24 protein-coding genes and 2 pseudogenes are annotated in these 21,596 nt (G+C 35.3%); 22 read left to right on the top strand and 4 right to left on the bottom strand.

Features of this window, described 5'->3' with window-relative positions; translation table 11 throughout:
* The first annotated feature begins 342 nt into the window (after positions 1-342).
* From RMA94_RS15940 to RMA94_RS15900, 9 genes and pseudogenes are all read left to right on the top strand, one after another.
* Positions 343-879: a spore coat U domain-containing protein gene (locus RMA94_RS15940; RefSeq protein WP_014207080.1), complete on the top strand. Its 537-nt coding sequence runs from the start codon at positions 343-345 to the stop codon at positions 877-879.
* A gap of 73 nt (positions 880-952) precedes the next feature.
* Positions 953-1,657, top strand: a complete 705-nt coding sequence (locus RMA94_RS15935) for a fimbria/pilus periplasmic chaperone (RefSeq protein ID WP_311083750.1) — start codon at positions 953-955, stop codon at positions 1,655-1,657.
* 9 nt (positions 1,658-1,666) lie between these two features.
* Positions 1,667-4,126 carry a fimbria/pilus outer membrane usher protein gene (locus RMA94_RS15930; protein WP_311083749.1) on the top strand — a complete coding sequence of 820 codons (2,460 nt, stop codon included), beginning with the start codon at positions 1,667-1,669 and terminating at the stop codon, positions 4,124-4,126.
* Positions 4,117-5,136, top strand: a complete 1,020-nt coding sequence (locus RMA94_RS15925; protein WP_017386760.1) for a spore coat U domain-containing protein — start codon at positions 4,117-4,119, stop codon at positions 5,134-5,136. The genes RMA94_RS15930 and RMA94_RS15925 overlap by 10 nt, the downstream gene beginning before the upstream one ends.
* A gap of 228 nt (positions 5,137-5,364) precedes the next feature.
* Entirely contained in the window at positions 5,365-6,051 is a 687-nt protein-coding gene (locus tag RMA94_RS15920) for a glutathione S-transferase family protein (RefSeq protein WP_032038219.1), read from the top strand.
* A 7-nt stretch (positions 6,052-6,058) separates the two neighbouring features.
* Positions 6,059-6,820 carry an SDR family NAD(P)-dependent oxidoreductase gene (locus RMA94_RS15915; protein ID WP_311083748.1) on the top strand — a complete coding sequence of 254 codons (762 nt, stop codon included), beginning with the start codon at positions 6,059-6,061 and terminating at the stop codon, positions 6,818-6,820.
* 9 nt (positions 6,821-6,829) lie between these two features.
* Positions 6,830-7,504 (top strand): SDR family NAD(P)-dependent oxidoreductase, encoded by a 675-nt coding sequence (locus RMA94_RS15910; protein WP_311083747.1) that lies wholly within the window; start codon positions 6,830-6,832, stop codon positions 7,502-7,504.
* 77 nt (positions 7,505-7,581) lie between these two features.
* Positions 7,582-8,139, top strand: coding sequence for a chorismate mutase (locus RMA94_RS15905; RefSeq protein WP_311083746.1), 558 nt, complete (start codon positions 7,582-7,584; stop codon positions 8,137-8,139).
* 11 nt (positions 8,140-8,150) lie between these two features.
* A pseudogene (locus RMA94_RS15900) lies at positions 8,151-8,294 on the top strand (TetR family transcriptional regulator); the annotation flags it as partial.
* 65 nt (positions 8,295-8,359) lie between these two features.
* On the opposite strand, the gene RMA94_RS15895 reads toward RMA94_RS15900, so the two are convergent.
* From RMA94_RS15895 to RMA94_RS15885, 3 genes and pseudogenes are all read right to left on the bottom strand, one after another.
* A complete protein-coding gene (locus RMA94_RS15895) occupies positions 8,360-10,549 on the bottom strand; it encodes a TonB-dependent siderophore receptor (protein WP_311083745.1) in 2,190 nt (729 codons plus the stop codon).
* Between the two features lie 153 nt (positions 10,550-10,702).
* Entirely contained in the window at positions 10,703-11,218 is a 516-nt protein-coding gene (locus tag RMA94_RS15890) for a hypothetical protein (RefSeq protein WP_311083744.1), read from the bottom strand.
* 113 nt (positions 11,219-11,331) lie between these two features.
* Positions 11,332-12,053 (bottom strand): annotated as a pseudogene (locus RMA94_RS15885) (type 1 glutamine amidotransferase).
* A gap of 265 nt (positions 12,054-12,318) precedes the next feature.
* Between RMA94_RS15885 and RMA94_RS15880 the strand changes: the two are divergent.
* The 9 genes from RMA94_RS15880 (at position 12,319) to RMA94_RS15840 (ending at position 18,041) form a co-directional block, all read left to right on the top strand.
* The gene (locus RMA94_RS15880; protein ID WP_005068685.1) at positions 12,319-12,549 is read left to right on the top strand and encodes a hypothetical protein; all 231 of its coding nucleotides are present in this window, start codon (positions 12,319-12,321) and stop codon (positions 12,547-12,549) included.
* A gap of 150 nt (positions 12,550-12,699) precedes the next feature.
* Positions 12,700-13,074 (top strand): TonB C-terminal domain-containing protein, encoded by a 375-nt coding sequence (locus RMA94_RS15875; RefSeq protein WP_005068687.1) that lies wholly within the window; start codon positions 12,700-12,702, stop codon positions 13,072-13,074.
* Positions 13,075-13,343: 269 nt separating this feature from the next.
* Positions 13,344-13,613, top strand: a complete 270-nt coding sequence (locus tag RMA94_RS15870; RefSeq protein ID WP_017386729.1) for a hypothetical protein — start codon at positions 13,344-13,346, stop codon at positions 13,611-13,613.
* 307 nt (positions 13,614-13,920) lie between these two features.
* Positions 13,921-14,379, top strand: coding sequence for a hypothetical protein (locus RMA94_RS15865; protein WP_304594421.1), 459 nt, complete (start codon positions 13,921-13,923; stop codon positions 14,377-14,379).
* A 186-nt stretch (positions 14,380-14,565) separates the two neighbouring features.
* On the top strand, positions 14,566-14,766 hold the full coding sequence (locus RMA94_RS15860) for a hypothetical protein (RefSeq protein ID WP_311083743.1): 201 nt from the start codon (positions 14,566-14,568) through the stop codon (positions 14,764-14,766).
* A 173-nt stretch (positions 14,767-14,939) separates the two neighbouring features.
* The gene (locus RMA94_RS15855) at positions 14,940-15,512 is read left to right on the top strand and encodes a lysozyme (RefSeq protein ID WP_202724235.1); all 573 of its coding nucleotides are present in this window, start codon (positions 14,940-14,942) and stop codon (positions 15,510-15,512) included.
* Between the two features lie 570 nt (positions 15,513-16,082).
* A complete protein-coding gene (locus RMA94_RS15850) occupies positions 16,083-16,325 on the top strand; it encodes a hypothetical protein (protein WP_311083742.1) in 243 nt (80 codons plus the stop codon).
* Positions 16,326-16,508: 183 nt separating this feature from the next.
* Positions 16,509-17,615 carry a minor capsid protein gene (locus tag RMA94_RS15845; protein ID WP_311083741.1) on the top strand — a complete coding sequence of 369 codons (1,107 nt, stop codon included), beginning with the start codon at positions 16,509-16,511 and terminating at the stop codon, positions 17,613-17,615.
* A gap of 162 nt (positions 17,616-17,777) precedes the next feature.
* Positions 17,778-18,041, top strand: a complete 264-nt coding sequence (locus RMA94_RS15840) for a hypothetical protein (RefSeq protein WP_311083740.1) — start codon at positions 17,778-17,780, stop codon at positions 18,039-18,041.
* Between the two features lie 56 nt (positions 18,042-18,097).
* Here the strand turns inward: RMA94_RS15840 and RMA94_RS15835 are convergent, their stop codons facing one another.
* On the bottom strand, positions 18,098-18,952 hold the full coding sequence (locus RMA94_RS15835) for a DMT family transporter (protein WP_311083739.1): 855 nt from the start codon (positions 18,950-18,952) through the stop codon (positions 18,098-18,100).
* Between the two features lie 223 nt (positions 18,953-19,175).
* Between RMA94_RS15835 and RMA94_RS15830 the strand changes: the two genes are divergently transcribed.
* The 4 genes from RMA94_RS15830 (at position 19,176) to RMA94_RS15815 (ending at position 21,538) form a co-directional block, all read left to right on the top strand.
* Positions 19,176-20,045, top strand: a complete 870-nt coding sequence (locus RMA94_RS15830; protein ID WP_069036751.1) for a LysR family transcriptional regulator — start codon at positions 19,176-19,178, stop codon at positions 20,043-20,045.
* A gap of 190 nt (positions 20,046-20,235) precedes the next feature.
* Complete coding sequence (locus RMA94_RS15825; protein WP_002114618.1) at positions 20,236-20,367, top strand: hypothetical protein; 132 nt, start codon at positions 20,236-20,238, stop codon at positions 20,365-20,367.
* A gap of 274 nt (positions 20,368-20,641) precedes the next feature.
* Positions 20,642-20,929 carry a hypothetical protein gene (locus tag RMA94_RS15820; RefSeq protein WP_057070422.1) on the top strand — a complete coding sequence of 96 codons (288 nt, stop codon included), beginning with the start codon at positions 20,642-20,644 and terminating at the stop codon, positions 20,927-20,929.
* Positions 20,930-21,175: 246 nt separating this feature from the next.
* Positions 21,176-21,538, top strand: a complete 363-nt coding sequence (locus tag RMA94_RS15815) for a NirD/YgiW/YdeI family stress tolerance protein (RefSeq protein WP_057070421.1) — start codon at positions 21,176-21,178, stop codon at positions 21,536-21,538.
* Positions 21,539-21,596: the final 58 nt, after the last annotated feature.

Raw genomic sequence — 21,596 nt, 5'->3', positions numbered from 1 at the left:
TGTAGAAAATTATCTAATTTTTTAAAGTTAGCTAAATTTTGAAATATTTATTTAAATTTATCTTAATATTTTTTCTAGTGTTTTTATTAAAATTATTTAAATCAAATATTTATATTTTGTAAATATTGTTTTTTGTATCCGTAAGATAGGTTTAGGTAAATTTGTTTTATTGATTAGAAATTAAAATAATAACGTGAACATGCATTTTATTTATTTTTATGTATTATGTTGGAAAGTAGGATAAAAAAATAAGCTTTAAAAGAGCAGTCAAATAAAAATGATTGTAAGAATAAGGGTTAAATTTTTTATATCTATTAATTCGACAATTTAGTTTAAAAGGTTTTGGCCATGAAAAAGACTTTTATTTATTTATCAGCAGTTGTTGCAGGAGTATTTTCTCTCAATGCGGCAAATGCAGCTACAGCAACAGGTACATTAACTGTTAGAGCAACAGTAACGAATAGTTGTGTATTGAATACCTCTGCAACTGGCACGACAACAAATGCTGTTTTAGATTTTGGTACATTAAGTTCACTTGCTGGCAATGTTGATGCAGATACCACAACGACTGGGGGTACCTCAATTAAAGTCCTTTGTAATAATACTGTGCCATGGACTTTGTCATTTGATGGTGGTCAGAATGTTTTATCAACCCAACGTCGCATGATCGGTGGGGCGACTAGCAATGAATATATTCCTTACAACCTTTTCTCTGACACAGGACGTGCCACAGCAATTGGTATTGCAACGACTGCCTACAGTGGAACCGGAACGGGTAATGTTCAAACTGTAAATGTATATGGTCGTATTCCTGCAGGAACAACTTTACCAAGTGCAGGTAGCTATGTTGACAGTGTGACTGTAACGGTAACTTATTAATTTGCATAAATTAGAATTACGTTAGCCCTTTTGAAAGGGCTAATACATTAAAAAAGTTATATTTGAGCAAATCATGAAAAAAAATATTTTTATTATTACGGGATTATTCTTATCTTTATCTAGCTCTATTAATGCCGCAACAATCCGTCTTTCACCTGTAAATGTAGAAATATTAAGTAATCAAAATGCTGCTTCAATTAGTTTATATAACCAGTCAAATGAAAGTGCTGATTTGCAGGTGCGTGTATTTGAGTGGAGGCAAAATGCTGGACAAGATCAATTAGTCCCTACGGATGAGATTGTCATTAGTCCACCATTTTTAAAACTACAACCTAATGATTCTTATAACTTGCGTGTAGTTAGGATTAATCCAGAACCTATTTCTGGTGAAAAAACTTATCGTATTATTATTGATGAGTTACCAAAACCTGTTGATAGCCGTAAAGCAGCTCAGGGAGTAAATGTATTACTTCGCTCGTCATTACCTGTATTTGTAGTGAATAAAGATGCAATTACCAAACTGAGTTGGAAAATTGATGTTAACCAGAACAATCCTTCTTTAAATATTAGCAATATAGGTAACCGACATGCGCTTTTAAATAATTTAATGCTTGTTGATACAACAGCGAATAAAAGTTATCCGATTAAAGTAAATACTGTGAATGGTTATATTCTTGCGGAGAAGTCGAAAAGTTACTCGATTAGTAACTTTACCTATCAACCAAATCATAAATACAGCGTATCTCTAACAGTTAATGGTAAGAAAACCACACTTTAAGAGGCTTATATGAAATACATTATAGGTGTCTTATGTGTTGCGTATTTTCCTGCATATTCTTTTGCCGAACAGTTACTAGATCATACGAATACTGCAGTGCCCAGTGTTCCTAAATCTGTAGGTAGCAATAGTGAATATACACAAGTAGGAACGAATGAGCATGAGCAAGATCTTAATTTCATTCATCTATTTTTAAATATTTCGATTAACTCAAATGCTTCTGAAGATTTGGTTGCTGTAAAGCAATCTAAGGATGGAAAACTATATATTCGTTCTAGTGCCTTAAGAACTTTAAGACTAAAAATAGATGAACATATCCCAGATAACCAGTGGGTATGTATCAATGATCTAAACGGAATTCAGTTTAAATATCTCGAGAATGAGCAGTCTTTAAACTTAAAAGTTCCATCGAACATGTTAACGGGTTACTCAGTCGACTTAAGTGGCCAGCAGATTACTAGCCCCAATTTGCTAAAGATGAAACCCTTAAACGCGGCTATTTTGAACTACAGTCTGTATAACACCATAACCAATGACGAGAACGTTTTCTCAGGTACGGCTGAGGGGATCTTTAATAGCTCAATCGGTAACTTCTCATCAGGGGTTTTATATAACGGTAGTAATGAAAGTAGTTATAGTCATGAAAAATGGGTACGACTGGAAAGTAAGTGGCAGTATGTAGACCCTGAAAAGATCAGGATATATACCCTAGGGGACTTTATTTCCAACAGCCCGGATTGGGGAAGCAGTGTCCGTCTGGCAGGTTTCCAGTGGTCGAGTGCTTATACTCAACGAGGTGATCTTGTTACCTCGGCACTACCGCAATTTTCAGGCTCGGCGGCACTTCCTTCGACTCTAGATTTATACGTTAACCAGCAAAAGATTTATTCTGGGCTTGTCCCATCAGGTCCCTTTGATATTAAACAGCTCCCATTTATTTCAGGAAATGAAGTCACCCTTGTGACTACCGATGCAACCGGAAAGCAGAGCATTACCAAAAAGCCGTACTATTTTTCATCCAAAATTCTGGCAAAAGGCATTAATGAGTTTTCAGTAGATGTGGGGGTTCCACGCTACAACTATGGACTCTATTCAAACGATTATGATGATGCCACCTTTGCCTCAGGTGCGATCAGATACGGCTACAGTAACTCACTGACTTTAAGTGGTGGTGCAGAAGCTTCAACAGATGGCCTGTCGAACCTCGGTACAGGATTTGCCAAGAATATTTTAGGGATTGGGGTGATCAATGCTGACATTGCAGCGAGCCAGTATAAAGATGAAAACGGTTACTCTACCTTGCTGGGTTTAGAAGGGCGCATCAGTAAGAACATTTCATTTAACACCAGTTACCGTAAAGTATTTGATAACTATTTTGACCTAGCCCGTGTGTCTCAAGTGAGATATTTAAAAGATAACCAGATCAATGCCGAGTCACAGAACTATCTGAACTACAGTGCATTGGCAGATGAGATTTTTAGGGCAGGGATTAATTATAACTTTTATGCAGGCTATGGAGTTTATCTGGGCTATAACCAGATCAAATATAGCGATAACTCTTATAAGTTACTGTCTACCAATTTAAGTGGAAGTTTGGACAAGAACTGGGGTTTTTATGCATCAGCGTATAAAGATTATGAAAACCATAAGGACTATGGAATTTACTTTGCGCTGCGATATACCCCGTCCAGTAAAGTTAATGCGATCACGAGTGTATCTAGTGACAGCGGTAGCCTACGGTATCGCCAAGAATTATTTGGATTATCAGCACCCCAAATTGGTTCATTTGGCTGGGGGGGGTATGTTGAGCGAGATGAGGATGCGAATGAAAACAATGCATCGGTCTATGCATCTTACCGAGCACGGGCAGCTTACCTGACGGGACGCTATAACCGATTTGGAGACAACGATCAGGTTGCACTTTCAGCGACAGGATCATTGGTTGCGGCGGTGGGACGTATCTTTGTGGCCAATGAAATAGGAGAGGGCTTTGCTGTTGTCACTAATGCTGGGCCACAAAGTCAAATTATAAATGGCGGTGTTAATCTGGGAGAAACTGACAAGTCTGGAAGGTTTCTGATTCCTAGTCTCATGCCATATCAAGTGAACCATATTTATTTAGATCCATCGTATCTTCCTCTGAATTGGAATGTTAAATCTACAGATCAAAAAACAGTCGTGGGTTACCGTCAAGGAACTTTGGTTGATTTTGGTGCTCATCAGGTCATTTCAGGATTAGTGAAACTGGTTGATCAAAATAACTCACCGTTAATGCCGGGTTATGCCGTTCGAATTAATGGTCAGCAAGATGGGATGGTTGGGTATGACGGTGAAGTGTTTATTCCAAACCTATTGAAGCAAAACAAACTTGAAGTCGATCTTCTAGATCATGGCTCCTGCCAAGTTGACTTCACTTATAACAGTAATCAGTACTCAACTAAAAAATTGGGACCTTATGTATGTCATTAAATATTATGAATAAGGCTCAAATAGAGAGCTATAAGTTTTTTCCATTGTCTTTAAAATATTTTGTAGGCATTTGCTTATTTTATCTCGTTTATGCATTTTTTAGTCCGGCACATGCAGCTTGTACGGTAAGTGGGACCACAAATAACACTTTTACCTACACAGCAGCAAATATTAATAGTGATGCAACCGTAAACCTTTCAGGAACAATTACTTGTACGAATTTAGGACTTCCCCAGATTTCTAATTTCATGTGTATGAAAACCGTATTTACGGGAACCACAAATGCAATTAACAGTGTTTCATTACCGTATACGGTTACTGCAACTGTAGGTGGAGCTGGGTCTTCTACCACAAACCAAACCTCCAATGTGTGGTATGGCCCAGTACCAACAGTCGCATCAAATAATATTGTGAGTTACTCGGTAAATATAAAAGTACCAGCTCGAACGGGGTCTCTCATTGCATACCCTCAAGGAACATATACGGCTTCGGTTCGGTTGTATTGGGATATGGATCTTTTGGGTTTGTCATGTGGTGATTTACTTGGTGGCTGGGATTCAGGCGATACATTGCTAACAGCAAACTTTGTGGTCCCAAGTCTGTGCCAATTAAACTCAACCTCAACTGTTGATTTTGGAAATATCAATGATATTAGTACAACGAGTCGTGATTACACAGCGCAAGGAGCAGTGAATACGACCTGTAATTTTGGAACGCCATATAGTATTTATTTAGGGGATGGTAATAACCGTATAGCTGGGGGCTTTAGGCGTATGATCAATAGTAATAATGAATTTATTCCCTATCAGCTATATAAAGATTCTAACTATAGTACGGTATGGGATGCCACGGGAGGCGTAACCAATGTTGGGGGAACAGGGGGAGTCTCAAAAACAGGTACAGGAAGCGCTCAAACGACTACAGTTTATGGAAAGATTCCGCAAGGTACCGCCATTGCAAGTAGACCTGGCGTCTATTCTGATAGTGTTGTTGTTACAGTGACTTATTAATTTTCTAATCTATTATATAGGAAGTTCTTTTTAAGGCAGAGCTTCCTATAATTCAAATTATATCGCTTGAAAAATGTTCTGAAATAAGTATTAAAAATCAAATAATTCTTAGCTTTCGGAACTTATTCGTCATCAAAAATAGTTTGACTTAAAAAAACATTCTGTATATTTATTGATTAGTTCTAAAAGAGAACTAGATAAAAGGCAATTAAAAATAAAGGTGAATAAATGTCGAATATTATTTTACATCAATGGGAAATTTCTCCATTTTGTCAAAAAATTTCAAGGGCTTTGAGATTTAAGGGAATTCCATTTGACACAGTTAACTATAACGGCATTCTTGGAGCGAAAGTTCCTCTGCTAAGTAAGGTGGGTAAAGTACCTGTCATTGACCATAATGGTCAGCGAATTCAAGACAGCACTCGGATTGCACGCTATTTAGATGAAGCTTTTCCAGACACACCTCGGCTTTACCCTGAAGATCCAAATCAAAAAGCACTTGCAGAGCTGTGGGAAGACTGGGCGGATGAATCTCTTTACTTTTACGAAATCTATTTACGCGTAAATGACTCAAAAGCTTTAAAAGAAGCGATTCGCATTAGTAGCATTGGTCGTCCAGCTTATGAAAAACCATTGGTAAAAGGTTTTATTTTGGCTGAATTAAAAACGCAGCTTTTCTTTCAAGGCTTAGGACGAATTAAAGCTGAAAATGTTGAAGAAGAGTTTATAAGACACCTGGACCGTATTGAGCAAGTTTTATCAAAAAGTGAATGGTTAATTGGAGACAGTCAAACTATTGCAGATATTGCCGTAGTTGCTCAACTCGGTGAAGTGATTCGCACAAGTAAAAAATTTGGTAAAGAAATTTTGGATCGCCCCTTTATTGCAGTATGGTATAAAAAACAAACAGGATGAAACGTCTATGACATCAGCAATATTAGATAAAAAGCGAGATTGTGCAGTTGTTATTGGCGTCGGGGCATCACAAGGTATTGGTGCAGCCGTGAGCCGTCTTTTTGCAAAAGAAGGCTTAAAAGTCTATGTCGCTGGACGTACATTCCAGAAAATTGAAGCAGTCGCTGCCGAAATCCATGCAAATGCAGGGGAAGCTTTCGCGTTCCGTTTAGATGCAGAAGATATACATCAAGTACAGGCCTTATTTGACACAATCACGAGTCAAAATGAGCGTATTAGTGTTGTTATTCATAACGTGGGAGGGAATATTCCTTCTATCTTTTTACGCAGCCCATTGTCGTTTTTTACTCAAATGTGGCAATCCACTTTTTTATCGGCCTATTTAGTTTCTCAAAGCTGTCTAAAAATCTTTAAAGATCAAAATCACGGTACGCTTATTTTTACTGGAGCAAGTGCATCTCTACGTGGTAAACCTTTTTTCGCTGCTTTTACGATGGGGAAATCTGCTTTAAGAACCTATGCATTAAATCTAGCTCAAATCTATAAGACACAAGGCATACATATTGCTCATGTGATTATTGATGGAATGGTCAATGGCGATAGAGTGAATAAAGCATTATTCGGTTTAGGGCGGTTAGCCCGTCTTACCCGTGGAACTGGTGGACTCAATATTGATGCAATAGCAGAAAACTATTGGATGCTTTACCAACAAACACCTCAGCTCTGGACACATGAGTTGGATTTACGCCCTTATCAAGAAAAATTTTGAGAGACTAAAATGCTAAAAAAAATATTTCAAAAAAAGCAGGGCTGTGTTGTAGTGGCTGGTCATGACCTTCAACTGATTGAGCGTGATTTTGTAATTCTAGATAAAAACGCACATTTTCCATTACATCTTTATCAAGTTGTGCATGATTCAACCGCGCAAAAGATGAAAATACATTCTATAAATGATGGCGTGATAGCAGTACATTTAAATTTAGTGAATGCAGATCACTTAAAATGCTTATTGCGTTATATTTCAAAACACGGGCATACCATTGAACTCTCTGTATTTCAGCCGAGTTTCTCATCTTCGCCCAATATTGAAGCTTTATCTTTAGAAGAGATTGAACACAGTTGGCAGACCACAGGTTTAAGTGCAGTAAGTGTCGCTCAAGCTGTGATTAAACCTATGCTTAAACAACAGCGGGGCACAGTTATTTTTCTTGGCGCACCCTCTAATCACTCGACCCATTACGATGTGTTAAGCCAAAGCATGTTTGCAAGCATCCGTGCTTTAGCACAGTCATTAGCCAGAGAGTTTCAACCTAAAGGCATTCATGTTAGTTATTGCATGATTGAAAAATGGGAGGGGCAAAATCCGCACTTTACCTCATCTCTTAAGCAAGTGTGCCAACACATCTATCAGCAACCTGATTCTGCATGGAGCCAAGAACTCAGCCTATCTTGAAGTTTTACTTTCACATGTTCTTGAAATACAGTACGGAGCTGGAATGACGACAGAACAATAACTTCGGTAGGTTTTAAATGGTGAATATAAAGAGTTTTCAGCGAGCTGTTCAAGTAGTGTCGACCTTGGCAGCTTTCATGTGTATTTCTTCACTCGCCCAAGCATATCAATATGATCAAACTGCTCGTTTAGTTAACGAGCGTTTATCCTATATGAAAGATGTAGCAGGTTATAAAGCAGAGCAGCATTTACCTATTGAAGATTTAACTCAAGAAAAGAAAGTTCTGGATCAATCACTTTCGGAAGCCGAATCTTTTGGTTTAAATAGCGAAACGGTAAAGCCATTTATTATGACGCAGATGAATGTTGCCAAGGCCATTCAATACCGTTATAGGGCTGATTGGTTGTCGAGTCCAGAAAGCAATTGGAAGCCACAGGATTTAGCAGAAGTACGTTTAAAAATTAGTTCTTTGAACACTGAGCTTCTAAAAAATATTGCCGTTGAACTTAAGAAAAATCATAACAAAGCACCTCATGGCTGTAGTTATATGTGGCCTGTTCAGCATTCTCAACTTAAAGACGCTGACAAAAAAGCTTTATGTGAGACATTAAATAAAATTAAGTTAAAAGACTGAAAACAATAATTATAACCGTAAAAGTTACCGCTACAGTTGAAGACGCCTACATGTTTTTATTTGTGATTGATGGGGCAATGGTTCAGCTTTTAAGTGCGAATAAGATCGATGAAAGAGATAAGTTATTAGAATATTTTATGTCGATGCTTACTTAAATTGTCGAAGACTTTAATGCTTAAATAAAAAGCCCTCAAGAGAGGGCTTTTTATTTAATTAGGCTTTAAAAGTCAAAAGAGGTTTGTAGATAGAAAGTACGTGGCAATCCTACATATTTACCGCCAGTAGAGTCCGTTGAGCGCGTAAAATATTGCTTATCAAAGACGTTTTTGATTCCGCCAGCAATTTTTAAACCTTTAACTTGTGAACTTAAGTCATAAGAGGTACGTAGCGCAAAAGTGGTATAACCCGGAATATCTCCATATTTACCATCAGCAGTTTCTTCTGTTTGATAGACATTACTATCAGGAAGATCTGGTGAATGCTGCTTAGACTGCGCAAACATGTCAGCATTTAAAGACCATTTATCCACGGTATAACCTAACCCAACATTACCGACATGACGTGAGTAAAATGGTAGGTCTTTATCTTTAAACTGACCAGCTTCAGCTACTGCTTTGGTGAAAGTATAGTTGCCATATACTTTTAAGCCTTCTAATGCATCTGTTAATTGACCGAAATCATAGCTAATACCCGTTTCGATACCTTTATGGCTGGTTGCCCCTAAGTCTGTCCAGATCCCGTTATTACCAGCATCACGTACTAGAGAAAGCTCTTTATCAAAGTCTAGATAGAACACTGTAAATTCAGCATTTAAACCATTGCCTAGATATTTGGTTCCGATTTCATAGTTATTCGATTTTTCAGGATGTAAGCCTTCGGTTGTAGCCGTTGCGGTTGTTCCTTCAAGACGTGCTAATTGGCTGTATTGCTGTGGACCAAAAGATACACCAGCGTTTGCAAATATATTCCAATTTTCATTTGCCGAGTACATCACAGATAAACTTGGCAAAAATTCGTCTGAATCAATTTTTGGATAAACAGTATTAGGTTGTCCTTTGTTATAACCTGTGAAGTTATTATAGGTTTCAATTGATTCGAATCGAACGCCCGGTGTGATGGTCCAACGGCCCAGTTCCATACGGTTGTCGATATATACCGCATGCGCTTTTGTACCACCTTCGCTGCTGCTACGTGGGGCAAAATCTGGAGCTGATGAATCTGCTGCATAAGATGCAGTACGTCCAGCAAACTCAGAACTTTCTTCTTTTAAGTAGCGATAGCCTACCGTTACTTCGTTTTGAGTATTACCTAGTTGATAAATACGAGAGTAACGCGGTTCAATTGCATAGACTTTATAATCACGTGGAGCAGAGTCGAGGCGCTTGTCACCACTCGCTAACACGGTCTCAAGATTACTAGTGCGGAAAGAGTCGATGTAGTAGCTTAGAACTTCGAAGTTATTTTTTTCATCTTTATGGTTATAACGTAAAGAGACATCAGTACGTCGACCTGCAAAATAGTTTTTTTCACCAGAAGATTGATACGGATTTTCTGCGTATTGGGCTTGAGTTAAACCCTCTGGCATTTCGCCTCGACCTTCATAATGATGCAGATTTAAAGCAACTGAATCTTTATCATTAAATTGATAAGCAGACTTTAACATTACATCATCGATATCAATCTTGTTATTTGCTTCTCGATAATTATTTCCTTTAGTCCCTGAATACAAGAGAGCAAGGCCTAATCCATTGTCTAAAGTTCCCCCTATAAATAGATTAGGGCTGAACTTTACTTGGTCAGTGCCAGATGCGTATTCTGAAGTTAGGCTAACAGTTCCACTAAAATCTTGAGGAATTGATCGGGTCGCAAAGTTAATAATTCCGCCTACGTTTTGAGGCCCAAAACGGACAGATCCTGCACCACGCACTACGTCAACTGACTCAATATTACCAATTGAAACAGGTGCTAAAGATAATTGTGGCTGGCCATAAGGTGCAAATGAAAGCGGAACACCATCAACAAGAACAGTTGAGCGAGGTGATAGGCGAGATGCTAAACCACGAACCCCAATATTGAGAGACACATCACTACCACCCGTTCCACTACTGTCTTGCGCCTGAACTCCGGGAACTTGTTTTAGAGCTTCTCGAATTGAGGTTGCCGCTGTTTCATCTAAACGCTTACGGTCAACTATAGTTCGAGCGCCAGCATGTTTGTGAACAGTTTCAGCATTTGCTTCTTCTAACCAGTTACCTTGTGCCTTAATGGTGATGGTCGGTAATGCACTGGTCGTTGTATCTTCGGCATGTGCAGGAAGTGCTAAATAAGTACAAGCCAGTCCGATTGCATAGCTCAGCGTAGAAACTTTGAACTTGAAATTTGGGAGTGAAAGAGGGGTTGAGCGGTCCATGTTGATGTATCGAAATCCTAAACGATAATTATAATCATTATAGCGAAAAAGTAACAAAATTTTATAAATGTAATTTAATTTTTTTTAGAAAAACTAAACATAGATTTTATCTAATCATTTTCATAGAACAGCCCTCCGAAGAGGGCTTCAAATTTATTTAAAGTTAGGTTGATTTAAGATTTTGTAGACCTTTTCTTTATATACATCATTAGAAATAACACCTTTATCTCGCTGTTGTTTTAGCGATTTAAACTGTTGGCCACGAATTTCTCTTTGAATACCCACATTATCATGATGTCTAATGTAGTAAAGACTACGCTCATGATCACTCATATTCACGGTTTCATCAGTAAACGAAGAAGGCTTTGCTTCATTTTCTTGATATTGTTTTGCAATTTCAAAAAAATCTACGTTTTGGGAATGAGGAGAATTAAATGAATTTTGCTGTTCAGTCAGCTGATGGTTCTGAGTGTTAGCATTTACTTCAAGCATACTTTTATGCTGGTTAAATCTAGGGCGGTTATATTCTTGTTTCGTTTGAAATGTGTTTGTTTCAGCAAAGATGGAAGAAGAAAAAAGCCCAATATTTAAAGATAAAAAAGTTAATAAAAATCTATTCATTTCTTTGGGAGTCCAATTGAAATTGGGTAAATCACTGTATTGTAACATTAAAATTTAATTTTTGAAGGTTTGACTTCAAGTATGCTTGATCAACTGGTAAATAATAAGATCTGTAGCGGAGTGTAAAAGCCAATTTAAAAAGGCTTTTTACACTCATTTTTTTAAGATCCTTTTGAATATTCTTCTTTCAATTTATCCAGAAAAATAAAGAGGTTTTGATTCATTTCTTGATAGTCATGCTTCCGTAATTCTTCACGAGTATTCACAAATTTATAATTGTGAGCATCATTTAACTCGACTTCTGAATGTTGAATCAATAATTCAACTACTTCTGAAGTTAATTCCATATGACATTGTAGGCCATAAACTAATTTGGAATATTCAATAATCTGTCTTGGACAGCCTGCGCTAAAAGCAATAATTTTTGCGTTGGGAGTTAAGCCTGGCATGTCGTTATGCCAATGGCCAGCTTCGGCCATTTTTCCTAAGTGAGAAAACTTAGAATGTGTTATTCCATATTCTGTAAGCATAATTGGAAACTTACCAATTTCTCGCTCAGGGCTGTGTTCAAACTTGGCACCTAAAGCTTCACCGATCAATTGAGATCCTAGGCATACCCCAATAACCACTTTATTTGCTTCAATTGCTTTTTTAATGATTGCTTGTTCTGCTATTGAATTAAAGTGAGGGCACATATCTAATGTAGTATCAGGACTTTGTGGACCACCCATTACAATAAGAAAGTCAATATCTTCAACAGAAGTTGGCAAAACTTCATTTAAATACACTCTTGAATAGGTAATTTTGAAGTTATTCATTTTGCCCCAAATTTCATATGCGCAGGCGCTTCAAAATCTTCATGAACAATAAAATGTAACCGCATAACAATCCTTAAAATCTAAACATTAATAGGTAGATCATTGGTTAAAAATCAAGGAAATATTAAAATTAGAATAGGGTCTTTAATACATCCAGTTTTGAAAACTTATATGTGCCAGCTTTATTTTTTTTATCGAAGTTGAAATTAATTATTTGTTTTTAAAATACATTCGATATATTTATTGTTAAGTTAAACTAAATTATTCTGGTGTGACAATAGCAGTTCAATTTGTTAAATTGTGTAGCTTTTATCAAAGTGGACAAAATTTATGAAGACATTTTTAGTTATATCTTTATTGGGTTTTGGGCTGATTGGTTGTGCTTCATCTCCATATAATTCTCAAGAAAATTATTTGAATAAACCTCCAATAGTTCCAGAGAATAAAGCTTTTAATAGTTTTAAAACACCTGAACACGGGATTTTTACTGATCGAGATGTCTATAATATAAATATATCAGAAAATTCGAATCTAAATTTTCGTTATGAAGTTCCTTTTTAAAGAAAAATAAAATATTAACTAAAAAGGACGGAGCAAAGGTGTTATGCCACCTTTGCTAACTCATAATAATCAATGATTAATACAACCTTTTGGGTGGTTTTTTAAATTCTAAACTGTTAAATTTTAGTTATTGAAAATAAGGTGTTTTAAATGAAAAACTTCACTATTGTTGCTTCTTTATTTTTGTTAGTTGGGTGTGCCACAGGTCACAAACAAGTCACTCCTGCGCCAGTGGCTGATAATAAAATTATTTCAGAGGCTGAAAAATATAAAAAACAATATCAAAAGAAAATTTATAAAACATGGGATATTCCCAAGTCTTCTACAGGTATGAGTGCAAGCGTTAAAGTCTTTTTAACGGATACTGGTGAAATTGAGCAAATTATCTTTTTAGATAAAGAAGAGCAAAAATTTAAAACAAGTATTGAAAAAGCTATCTGGCGTTCAAGTCCATTTGTTTTACCATCTAATCCGGAAGTAAGAAAACAAGCAAGAAAATTCAATATTAAATTTCAGGTAAAATAAAATAAGATCTTACTAAACATGAGGAGCGGATTTAAAGGATTTTCATTTATTTATATTAAATTCGCCCCTTTGTTATAAATATCTTTAATACTATTTACTTTAAAATTTTGAGGTTACAGAAATATTAAATATACTAATTAATATTTTTTGATAAACAAAATATAAAAATTAATAACATTTTTATCAAAAAGTTAAAGAAATAAAACTTTAAATACATAGCGAATTAATATAAAAGAATATGTAAATCTAGAAGTTTATCAAGAAAAATTATGAGTGAAGTGAAGAAATCTTTTAAAGAAAGTAAGACTACATCAGTTGTAGCATGGGTTGTGATTTTGTTTGGAATTGTCTTAGGCTTGGCTTTTATTTTGTCATACGGGCAAGTTGAAACTCGAAATGATAATTTAGATATTATCCAAGTGTGGTCTAAAGAAATGGTTACTGTTGGTCTTTTTATTATATTTAATGGACTACTTTTCGGGTATTTGTTTTTAAAAATTAGTAGTATTTTGAATCACCTTGAAAACAATAAAAATTAAAAAATATCTTAGTAAATTAATATCTTGTATAAGTATATTTCATCTAAAATGGATGGTAAGTTAGTATTGGAAGTATTGCTCATCTATAAAAATAAATTGAAAGAAAATTTTTCAAAATCTTCTTTTATTTTGGTATTTTATGTTGCATATTTCACATTTTTAAATGTTTTTGATAAATGCCTTGCCATTAACTTTCAAAAACCTTGTATTTCTTACATTTAGTTGATGAGTTTTACCCTATCTTACATAAAAAAATAATAGTTTAAAGAAGTATATAAATATACGCATGAGAAGATAGGAGCTTAAGATGCCCAAATATCTAGCAATAGCAGATAAGGTTTATAAAAAAATTAAAAATGACAACTTGTTTTCTGATGATGTAATAGAAAATTTAAATTGTTTGGTTGGGCTTATTCGTAATGCGATAAAAGGTACTGAATTCAAATTAAAGTATAATTTTATTAATTTTGAAGACTGCTTAACCAAGCCCATCGAGCAAGGCTCGGTAAAAATTGATTTTAGTCTTATGCCTAAGTTTGATAATGAAGGTGAGTTTATTTTATGGCTTGCAGGATTTATTGAAAGAATCACTGAGGGAGGTAAAGCCAAATTTCCTCCTATTTCTCAATTGGTCCCTCAAGGCTTTAGTATGGGAAATGAAAATATTCCAGTAACTACTTTACCTGTAAAAGAAGAAAATGCAGAAATGATTGTTAATTATTTTAAATCAGATGATTATATTAAAAATAATAAACTACCTTCTTAAAATATATAAAAGTTATAAGCCAATTATCTCTAACAATTTAGAGCTTAGTAACCGCCCTCGAGGGCGGTTTTCTTTGTTATATGTATCTTAAAGTGTCTGTTACATAAATGATGATTGTTTCATGTTGAATGTATCTGTTAATTATTTGAGCATGGTATGAGACAAGTGAAGTAAAGGATAAATCTCATGATAGATGAAGAAAAACCCTTAAATTTTGATGGTGATGAAGAGCCTCTTGATTTTGCAGATGAAGAATTTATCGATGATAAAAAAGAGGATGAGTTGTATAACAGTATTACCAAAGATGGCTCTAGTGTCGATCCGGCAGATGATGGTGAGCGACATATTCGACCTGAAGATGGCGATCCTATAGAAGTCGAAGAATAATCTATAGCCCAATTTTATATTGGGCATTTTAATTTCTAGCGTATTTTGGGAACAACAAATCCTAGATATTATTCAAAAATTATCATTAATGACTTAAAAAATGAGAGCTAGGCAAGAAGTTTAGAGATATGAGGTTGTATGTTTCTAGAACAAGTAAGATAACAGAGGATTAGATGCAAAAAATATTGGATTATCTTTGCAAGCTTTTTACTAACAAGTCTCGGTCACGTGCCGCTACAAATAGTCCGATTGCTACCGCAACAGACAATGGCGATGAGGAAATTGGTTTTGCGGTAGATGAGATGTCTCTGGGTCAGGAAGGGATAAATCATATTTGTAATTTTGAAGGATTAAGACTCAGTGCTTATGATGATGGCGTAGGTGTCTGGAGCATTGGTTATGGCACAACCAGATACCCAAACGGTTTGAGCGTTCAAAAAGGTGACACATGTACTCTTGAGCAGGCCAAAGCATATATGCAGCATGATTTGAAAATATTTGAGCGTGCAGTCAATGGCGCTGTAAAAGTTCCTTTAAAGCAAAATCAATTCGACGCATTAGTCTCACTAAGTTATAACATCGGGGCAGGAGCCTTTAAAAAATCGACCTTATTAAAAAAATTAAATTCAGGTGATTACAAAGGGGCCGCAAACCAATTTGATATATGGGTAAACGCAGGCGGTAAGCGTTTGGCTGGATTGGTTAGACGCCGCGCTATTGAAAAGAAATTGTTTTTAGGATCGTAGAGTCTTTTTAATTTTTATAGGCTTTTATCAGAAAAGCCGTTCCGATCTTTAATAAAATCTAGGCATAAAAAAAGCCTGATGCTACGAATCAGGCTTCAGTATTCATCGACAATAGGAGTTGATGAACAAGACCAATCTAACAGACCTGTTCAGTAAAGGCAAACCGAGGCTTGAATTGCTGAGTCAGATAAAAGTAGTTTTTCCAAATTACACGCATTAAAAAAGCCCTTGCTCGAAAGCAAAGGGCTTAGTCATTCATTGATCTACCAATGAACTATATAAGGCTCATCTCATACTAAGGTCAGTATATCTGAAATTGGAGCAACTGAGAAGAAAACCTTATAAATACCTTTTTCATTCTATTTAAACTTAATTTATTTGAGCGTATAGCAAGTTACATCATTGGTAAATCAATACACAAAACTTGCACTTTGCATTTTTATGGATGTGCTATTTGTGTAGGCTCTGATTGGCTTAGGAAATAAAACAATAGCTATCTTTTAAAGGTTCAATATAAAGTTTTGAACATATTAAAGACATCAGGAGCTGGATGTAAGCAAGGAAGTAAATATGAATTTAATTAGATTAGAAGAACTATCATTGATGAGTAATGCGGTTTTAACACCTCAATTAAACAATTGGCCATGTATACAATCAGCAAATTTAGAAGATACTGTTTGTCAGAAGCATAGAGATAGTTTTTCCGAACAATCTGATAAAAAATTTCATAAAGAATGGCGAAAACAACAAAAGAAAATACTTAAAAATATTCCGAGTAATGCTGTTTTACTCAGCATTAAAGAGATGGTGTAGTTAGACACGAGACAAGTTTATAAGGATATAAATTACAAGGATAAGCTTTTAGCTAAATAACTTTACGTAGGTACACTTGTTAGTCATAACTTATTCTAGAGATATTAATAATAAGCAAATTACATAAGGTAAGACAAACAAATAGAAAATAATAAAAAGGGCAATTCTGTAGAGGTAATTTTTATGGTTAATCTTCATCAGAAATCACTTTTTGATGTTCTGACTCAACATCAAGCTTATCTATATCGAGCATCTTCAAGATCGGTCAATGAACTACTTAATTTATTTAATTCCGAAACAGTTAACATGCTTACCAAGTTAAGTAATTTGTTAGATGGACTAAATGAAAAGGAAAAAACAGCGCTAGCAGGCGGGCTTTACTCAACAGCCACATTAAAAGAGATACGTGCACTGATTTCTCAGTGGTTTAATACCACTAACGATCTGCTCATGGATACTTTTACCATCTCTGCTGTGGCATTGGCTGTCTATGAAGCCAAATATATGTCAAAAGTTTTTAGTGGCAAACATAAAGAATTAAAAGGTGAACAGCTCTATAGAGCTGCTAAACGTGTTCCTTTAGCGGGTGGAGCATTGGTGGATGAGTTACTTTCTACAATTGCCGAGGTAGCCCGTCAAAGAGTTGAGTATGCAATTCGGGATGGCCTCAATACTGGAGCAACGAATCAACAAATTATTCAAAGGATTCGAGGGACTAAACGCCTTAAATATGAAGATGGACTATTAAATAGTTCTAAGATTGATATTGAACGAACTGTGCGTACGATTCGAAGTCATATATCCAATCAGGCCTATTTAAACAGCTATAAACAGTTAAAGTTTGAATATGTCAGATTTGTAAGTGTTCTTGATGGTAGAACCTCAAAAGTATGCGCAGCCCTTGATAGTAGTGTGTGGAATATCAATGATCCTACAAAAAAAGTTCCGCCTTTGCATCCTCATTGTCGCAGTATTCTAGTTCCAACTCATGAAGATGGTCAGCTAGTCGGCAACCGAGCCTTCATTATGGATGAGAGAAAATTTAGGGATATTCCTAAAAATGAACGTGAACAATTAATTGGCCAATTAGATGCAAATATGTCATTTAAAGAGTTTTTTAAACTAACAGATGATTTTTTTCAAAAAGAGTGGTTAGGGCCTAAAAGATATCAACTATATAAAGAAGGAGAATTTGACTTTGATAAGTTTTTTGATCCAGAAGGACGGTTGTATACACTTGAGGAGCTTAAAGAACTTGATGAGCGAGCTTTTAAAGTATTGGGATTGTGAGAGAGAGTAGAAGTATTAGAAATAGGATTTTTATCTTGAACAACTTTTTTAGTTTTAACTAAATACACACACTTAAACAATTAGTTGAAAAAAGTTTCAATAATCTAGCCAGATAGCATGTTAAGTTTTTCTCAATCATAAAAATTTAGAAAGGATCAAAACATGAAATTTTCCTACCAAGATCTTGCTGGAAATAATATTGAAGTGGAATGTGAAAGTTATATTCATATTCCCTCAGGAGCAGCTGTAAAATCCACAGAAGCCAGCAATTACCATATTACTGAAAATTTCAGCTTCTATAAAAAAACTGAAGCTGATTCTGTGCCCATCTATCGATTTGCTATTGATCGTAACTCGAATGTTTTTAACAGTGATGAACTGCCAGCATTAGCTCAAATTGGTAAAGATTGGAAAAATTTAGACTAGTCTTTAACTCAGCATAAAGCCCTCAGTCGAGGGTTTTATAATGTACTTTAAATGAGTTATTTCTTTTTAAATACAAGTGTTAAGCCTATTAAAATTGCAATCATTCCTATTAAGCCTGCAAGGGGCAACTTATTTCTTAAAATTAAAAAATCTAAAAGTGCAGTAACAACAGGGACTAAATAGAATAGGCTGGTCACATTTACAAGATTGCCCTGATTTAGAAGTCGGTAAAGTAAAAGTTGAGCAACTACAGAAATTAAAATTCCAAGGAATAAGACCGAAATAATGAGTTGTGAATTCCACGTTATTTCAAAATGTTCAAATGGAACTATAAATAAACAAACTACAAGGCTAACTACATACTGGAGCGGTAAGACATCTGTTGGGGCTTGTTGAATGTTTTTTTGCATGATGGCACCAAAAGTTATACAGATCAGTGCTGCTAAGGCAAAGAATATTCCGATTGGAGCGATAAAAGACATAGTTAAGCTTTTCCACACTAAAAGGATGAGTCCGGCTAAAGCAATCAATAGACCTAATAATTTCTCTTTTTGTAAATTCTTTTCTAAAAGACAAAGCGTCAAGATTGGCTGTATTCCCATGATTGTGGCCATTAAACCAGGGGTGACTCCGTGAGCCATGGCTTTAAAATAACAAATTGAATAACCTGCAATAATCAGTAGTCCAGTTAATAAAACTTGCTTTCGAGTTCCATGCTTAGGTAAAAGTCTTTTTCTAAAAATAGCAATTAACAACAAAACAAACAAACCTGTGGCAAAACGCAGAATTAATAATGCTATAGGTGAGGCACTGTCGAGCCCCCATCGAGTAAAAATCGCAGCACTTCCCCACAGTAAAACGAAAGTGGATGTCGCACTTTGTGACGCAAGCAACTGTTTATTTAGGCGCATAATACCTCCTCCTAGTGCGTAATACCTAAGAAATACGAAGTGATAAAATGGTTATTAAGGACAGTGATTAACGAGTTATTCAGTTGTTAATCAATTCATCGTTAGGGGCGTTTAAAAATGAACTGTTTTAACTTTTTATAAGTTCAGTATGAGAGAAGCAATAAATAAAGAAAAGCGCATAATTCTTTTATATACTATTTGAAAATCGAATAGATAAATTCTAATGACTTTAAAAAATTTACAGATTGATTGGCTAAAGTGTTTTGTCACCGTAGTAGATACAGGCTCGTTATCAAACGCAGCACCGGAGTTATATCGGTCACAGTCAGCTGTTAGCATGCAAATAAAAAAACTTGAAGAAGCTTTACATTGCCAACTTTTAATACGAACGCACCGACAAATTGAATTAACGTCTCAAGGACAGCTACTTTTAGGTTATGCGCGCCGTATTCTTGACTTACATGCAGAAGCCCAAATGGCATTTCACGGAGATGAGCTGAAGGGGCGTATACGCCTTGGGGTGCCCGATGATTATGCTGCAAAATATTTAACGCCTGTACTTAAGCGTTTTGCTCCACGTTATGGAGGTGTTGAAATTGAATTAATTTGTGAGCAGTCTACTTCGTTAATACCACGGGTAGAAACTGGGGATATAGATTTAGCATTAATTTCGAGAGATAACGCTCGTCAAGGAACACTTTTATTTCATGAACCAATGGTTTGGGTAGGCTCTCCACAATTTGAACTCTGGCGAGAAGATCCACTCCCAATTGCAGTTTATGAAAGTACTAGTCAAGCCAAAAAGAGTGCTATTAATTCTTTGGCTTTACAGGGACGCCGTTATCGGGTGGTATACAACAGTTCAAGTTTAGCTGGCCAAATTGCAGCAGTGGAAAGTGGTCTAGCAATTGCAGTGTTTACACAGTGTAGTGCACCTGAGCATTTAACTATTTTAAGTGCTGATCATGGCCTAGGACCTTTAGAACCTATGGAGGTCGCTGTTTACCGAAGCCGGGCATCTTTGGAGTCTAAAGCTGTAGATCACTTATATGACTTACTCCTCAAAACGCTCAGGCATTCAGTTAATATTTAATCTCAGTTTATTTTAGGTACTGGGCTCTGAACTTGGTGAGTTAAATTTTAAATGGGCACTTAAAATTAAAACTAAATAGCTTTACATTTTTGCGCTAAATCTACAAAAAAGCCTAGAAACTTATGCTGATCGTAAAACTAATAAAAAGTATTTATTAACTCATTAATCTGAACAATTCATGAGGTGAAACATGACAAAAATTATAGCGACCTTGGGTTTAGCCGCCTTTATTTCTTTGAGTGTGAGTGCTTGCCAAGGTGAAAACGACACAAAACAGCAAGATAAAACCACAACTCCTCATTCAATGGATAAAGATTCATAATCTAGTTGAATGCCCAAAGCCCATCGTAAGATGGGTTTTTTTATATCTTTTTATTGTTGTCTTAAATTGTGATTTGTAACTCAAAAGATTTATTTTTAATGGCACTGTTCAAAATATGTTGACTAATACACTTGGTTTTAAATATATTTAAATTCGACACTAATTATTTTAAATAGAACTCTATATTTAAAATAAATTGGTTCAAATATCCTCAGATCAGAAATTTAACCTTTAAGTTTGATTATAAAAATATTAACTAATCAAGGAGGTAGGTATGGACGCTAAATTTCATTCTGAAAATGAATACGGTTTTATTTTAAATATATTGAACAACTATGTCATCATAAAGAAGACATTAAAAGATGATCATTATCCTTATGATTCATTCGGTTATCTTCTTGCTCTTTATCAACCACTAAAAGTCTATATTCCTCAGCTTCCCCATCCAAAAATTTATATTGAGGTTGGTGGAATTTCTTATGACAGAATGATTGTTATGCAAACCGAGGACGAGACAGAAGCCATAAATATTTTATTGAATTTAGGACAACTTGTTGCTTAACAATGAAGTGATATTTAAATGCTGAGTTTAATTTACTTAAGAAAAAGCTTTCTTAAGTAAATTCACGAAAAAATAAAGGCCATAAAATAGTTGTGGGAAAAGAGAACTTAAAGAATTTTTTAATGTTACTATTTATTCTCATTAAACAAAGACCCTAATAAGATACAAAAAGCCACAAAAGCTAAATCTATAACTTTAAAAGAATTTGTTTATATAACTAAGAATATTAAAAAGTAGGTAATTGTCATGAAAAAAATACTTTTAACAGCATTGGCTGGATTTGCTTTATTAGGAAGTAGTGCGGTGATAGCTAAACCAGATGCTGCTTTATTAAAAGAGGCAACAAAAAATGTAGTTACAGTGTCCAAAGTAAAAACGTTGGCTGATGAATCTGGAGTAACTTTAACTGGTACGATCGTAAAGCATATTGCTGGGGATCATTTTGAGTTAAAAGACGCAACTGGTTCAATCATAATTGATATCGATGATGACTTATGGAAACCTCTTGAACTAAAAGCAGGTGATAAAGTACGTGTTGTTGGTGAGGTAGATAAGCATAGAGTTAAGCCTACCGATATTGAAGTTTTCCAAATTGAGCGTGTTAAATAAAAGCTGATATTTAAGTAAATTTTGTTCAAAACCAATGAAAAAGAAAACTCCTATTTTT

The sequence above is a fragment of the Acinetobacter sp. V115_6 genome, from assembly GCF_031799025.1.
GTDB lineage: Bacteria > Pseudomonadota > Gammaproteobacteria > Pseudomonadales > Moraxellaceae > Acinetobacter > Acinetobacter pittii.
The sequence above is the reverse complement of the archived record's forward strand: the minus strand, read 5'-3'. Positions and strand labels throughout refer to the sequence as shown.

What these genes read in the sequence shown, in the direction of transcription:
- RMA94_RS15935 (WP_311083750.1), top strand. Translation starts at nt 953, where the DNA reads ATGAAAAAAAATATTTTTATTATTACGGGATTATTCTTATCTTTATCT.
- RMA94_RS15930 (WP_311083749.1), top strand. Translation starts at nt 1,667, where the DNA reads ATGAAATACATTATAGGTGTCTTATGTGTTGCGTATTTTCCTGCATAT.
- RMA94_RS15925 (WP_017386760.1), top strand. Translation starts at nt 4,117, where the DNA reads ATGTCATTAAATATTATGAATAAGGCTCAAATAGAGAGCTATAAGTTT.
- RMA94_RS15920 (WP_032038219.1), top strand. Translation starts at nt 5,365, where the DNA reads ATGTCGAATATTATTTTACATCAATGGGAAATTTCTCCATTTTGTCAA.
- RMA94_RS15915 (WP_311083748.1), top strand. Translation starts at nt 6,059, where the DNA reads ATGACATCAGCAATATTAGATAAAAAGCGAGATTGTGCAGTTGTTATT.
- RMA94_RS15910 (WP_311083747.1), top strand. Translation starts at nt 6,830, where the DNA reads ATGCTAAAAAAAATATTTCAAAAAAAGCAGGGCTGTGTTGTAGTGGCT.
- RMA94_RS15905 (WP_311083746.1), top strand. Translation starts at nt 7,582, where the DNA reads ATGGTGAATATAAAGAGTTTTCAGCGAGCTGTTCAAGTAGTGTCGACC.
- RMA94_RS15895 (WP_311083745.1), bottom strand. Translation starts at nt 10,549, where the DNA reads ATGGACCGCTCAACCCCTCTTTCACTCCCAAATTTCAAGTTCAAAGTT.
- RMA94_RS15890 (WP_311083744.1), bottom strand. Translation starts at nt 11,218, where the DNA reads ATGTTACAATACAGTGATTTACCCAATTTCAATTGGACTCCCAAAGAA.
- RMA94_RS15880 (WP_005068685.1), top strand. Translation starts at nt 12,319, where the DNA reads ATGAAGACATTTTTAGTTATATCTTTATTGGGTTTTGGGCTGATTGGT.
- RMA94_RS15875 (WP_005068687.1), top strand. Translation starts at nt 12,700, where the DNA reads ATGAAAAACTTCACTATTGTTGCTTCTTTATTTTTGTTAGTTGGGTGT.
- RMA94_RS15870 (WP_017386729.1), top strand. Translation starts at nt 13,344, where the DNA reads ATGAGTGAAGTGAAGAAATCTTTTAAAGAAAGTAAGACTACATCAGTT.
- RMA94_RS15865 (WP_304594421.1), top strand. Translation starts at nt 13,921, where the DNA reads ATGCCCAAATATCTAGCAATAGCAGATAAGGTTTATAAAAAAATTAAA.
- RMA94_RS15860 (WP_311083743.1), top strand. Translation starts at nt 14,566, where the DNA reads ATGATAGATGAAGAAAAACCCTTAAATTTTGATGGTGATGAAGAGCCT.
- RMA94_RS15855 (WP_202724235.1), top strand. Translation starts at nt 14,940, where the DNA reads ATGCAAAAAATATTGGATTATCTTTGCAAGCTTTTTACTAACAAGTCT.
- RMA94_RS15850 (WP_311083742.1), top strand. Translation starts at nt 16,083, where the DNA reads ATGAATTTAATTAGATTAGAAGAACTATCATTGATGAGTAATGCGGTT.
- RMA94_RS15845 (WP_311083741.1), top strand. Translation starts at nt 16,509, where the DNA reads ATGGTTAATCTTCATCAGAAATCACTTTTTGATGTTCTGACTCAACAT.
- RMA94_RS15840 (WP_311083740.1), top strand. Translation starts at nt 17,778, where the DNA reads ATGAAATTTTCCTACCAAGATCTTGCTGGAAATAATATTGAAGTGGAA.
- RMA94_RS15835 (WP_311083739.1), bottom strand. Translation starts at nt 18,952, where the DNA reads ATGCGCCTAAATAAACAGTTGCTTGCGTCACAAAGTGCGACATCCACT.
- RMA94_RS15830 (WP_069036751.1), top strand. Translation starts at nt 19,176, where the DNA reads ATGACTTTAAAAAATTTACAGATTGATTGGCTAAAGTGTTTTGTCACC.
- RMA94_RS15825 (WP_002114618.1), top strand. Translation starts at nt 20,236, where the DNA reads ATGACAAAAATTATAGCGACCTTGGGTTTAGCCGCCTTTATTTCTTTG.
- RMA94_RS15820 (WP_057070422.1), top strand. Translation starts at nt 20,642, where the DNA reads ATGGACGCTAAATTTCATTCTGAAAATGAATACGGTTTTATTTTAAAT.
- RMA94_RS15815 (WP_057070421.1), top strand. Translation starts at nt 21,176, where the DNA reads ATGAAAAAAATACTTTTAACAGCATTGGCTGGATTTGCTTTATTAGGA.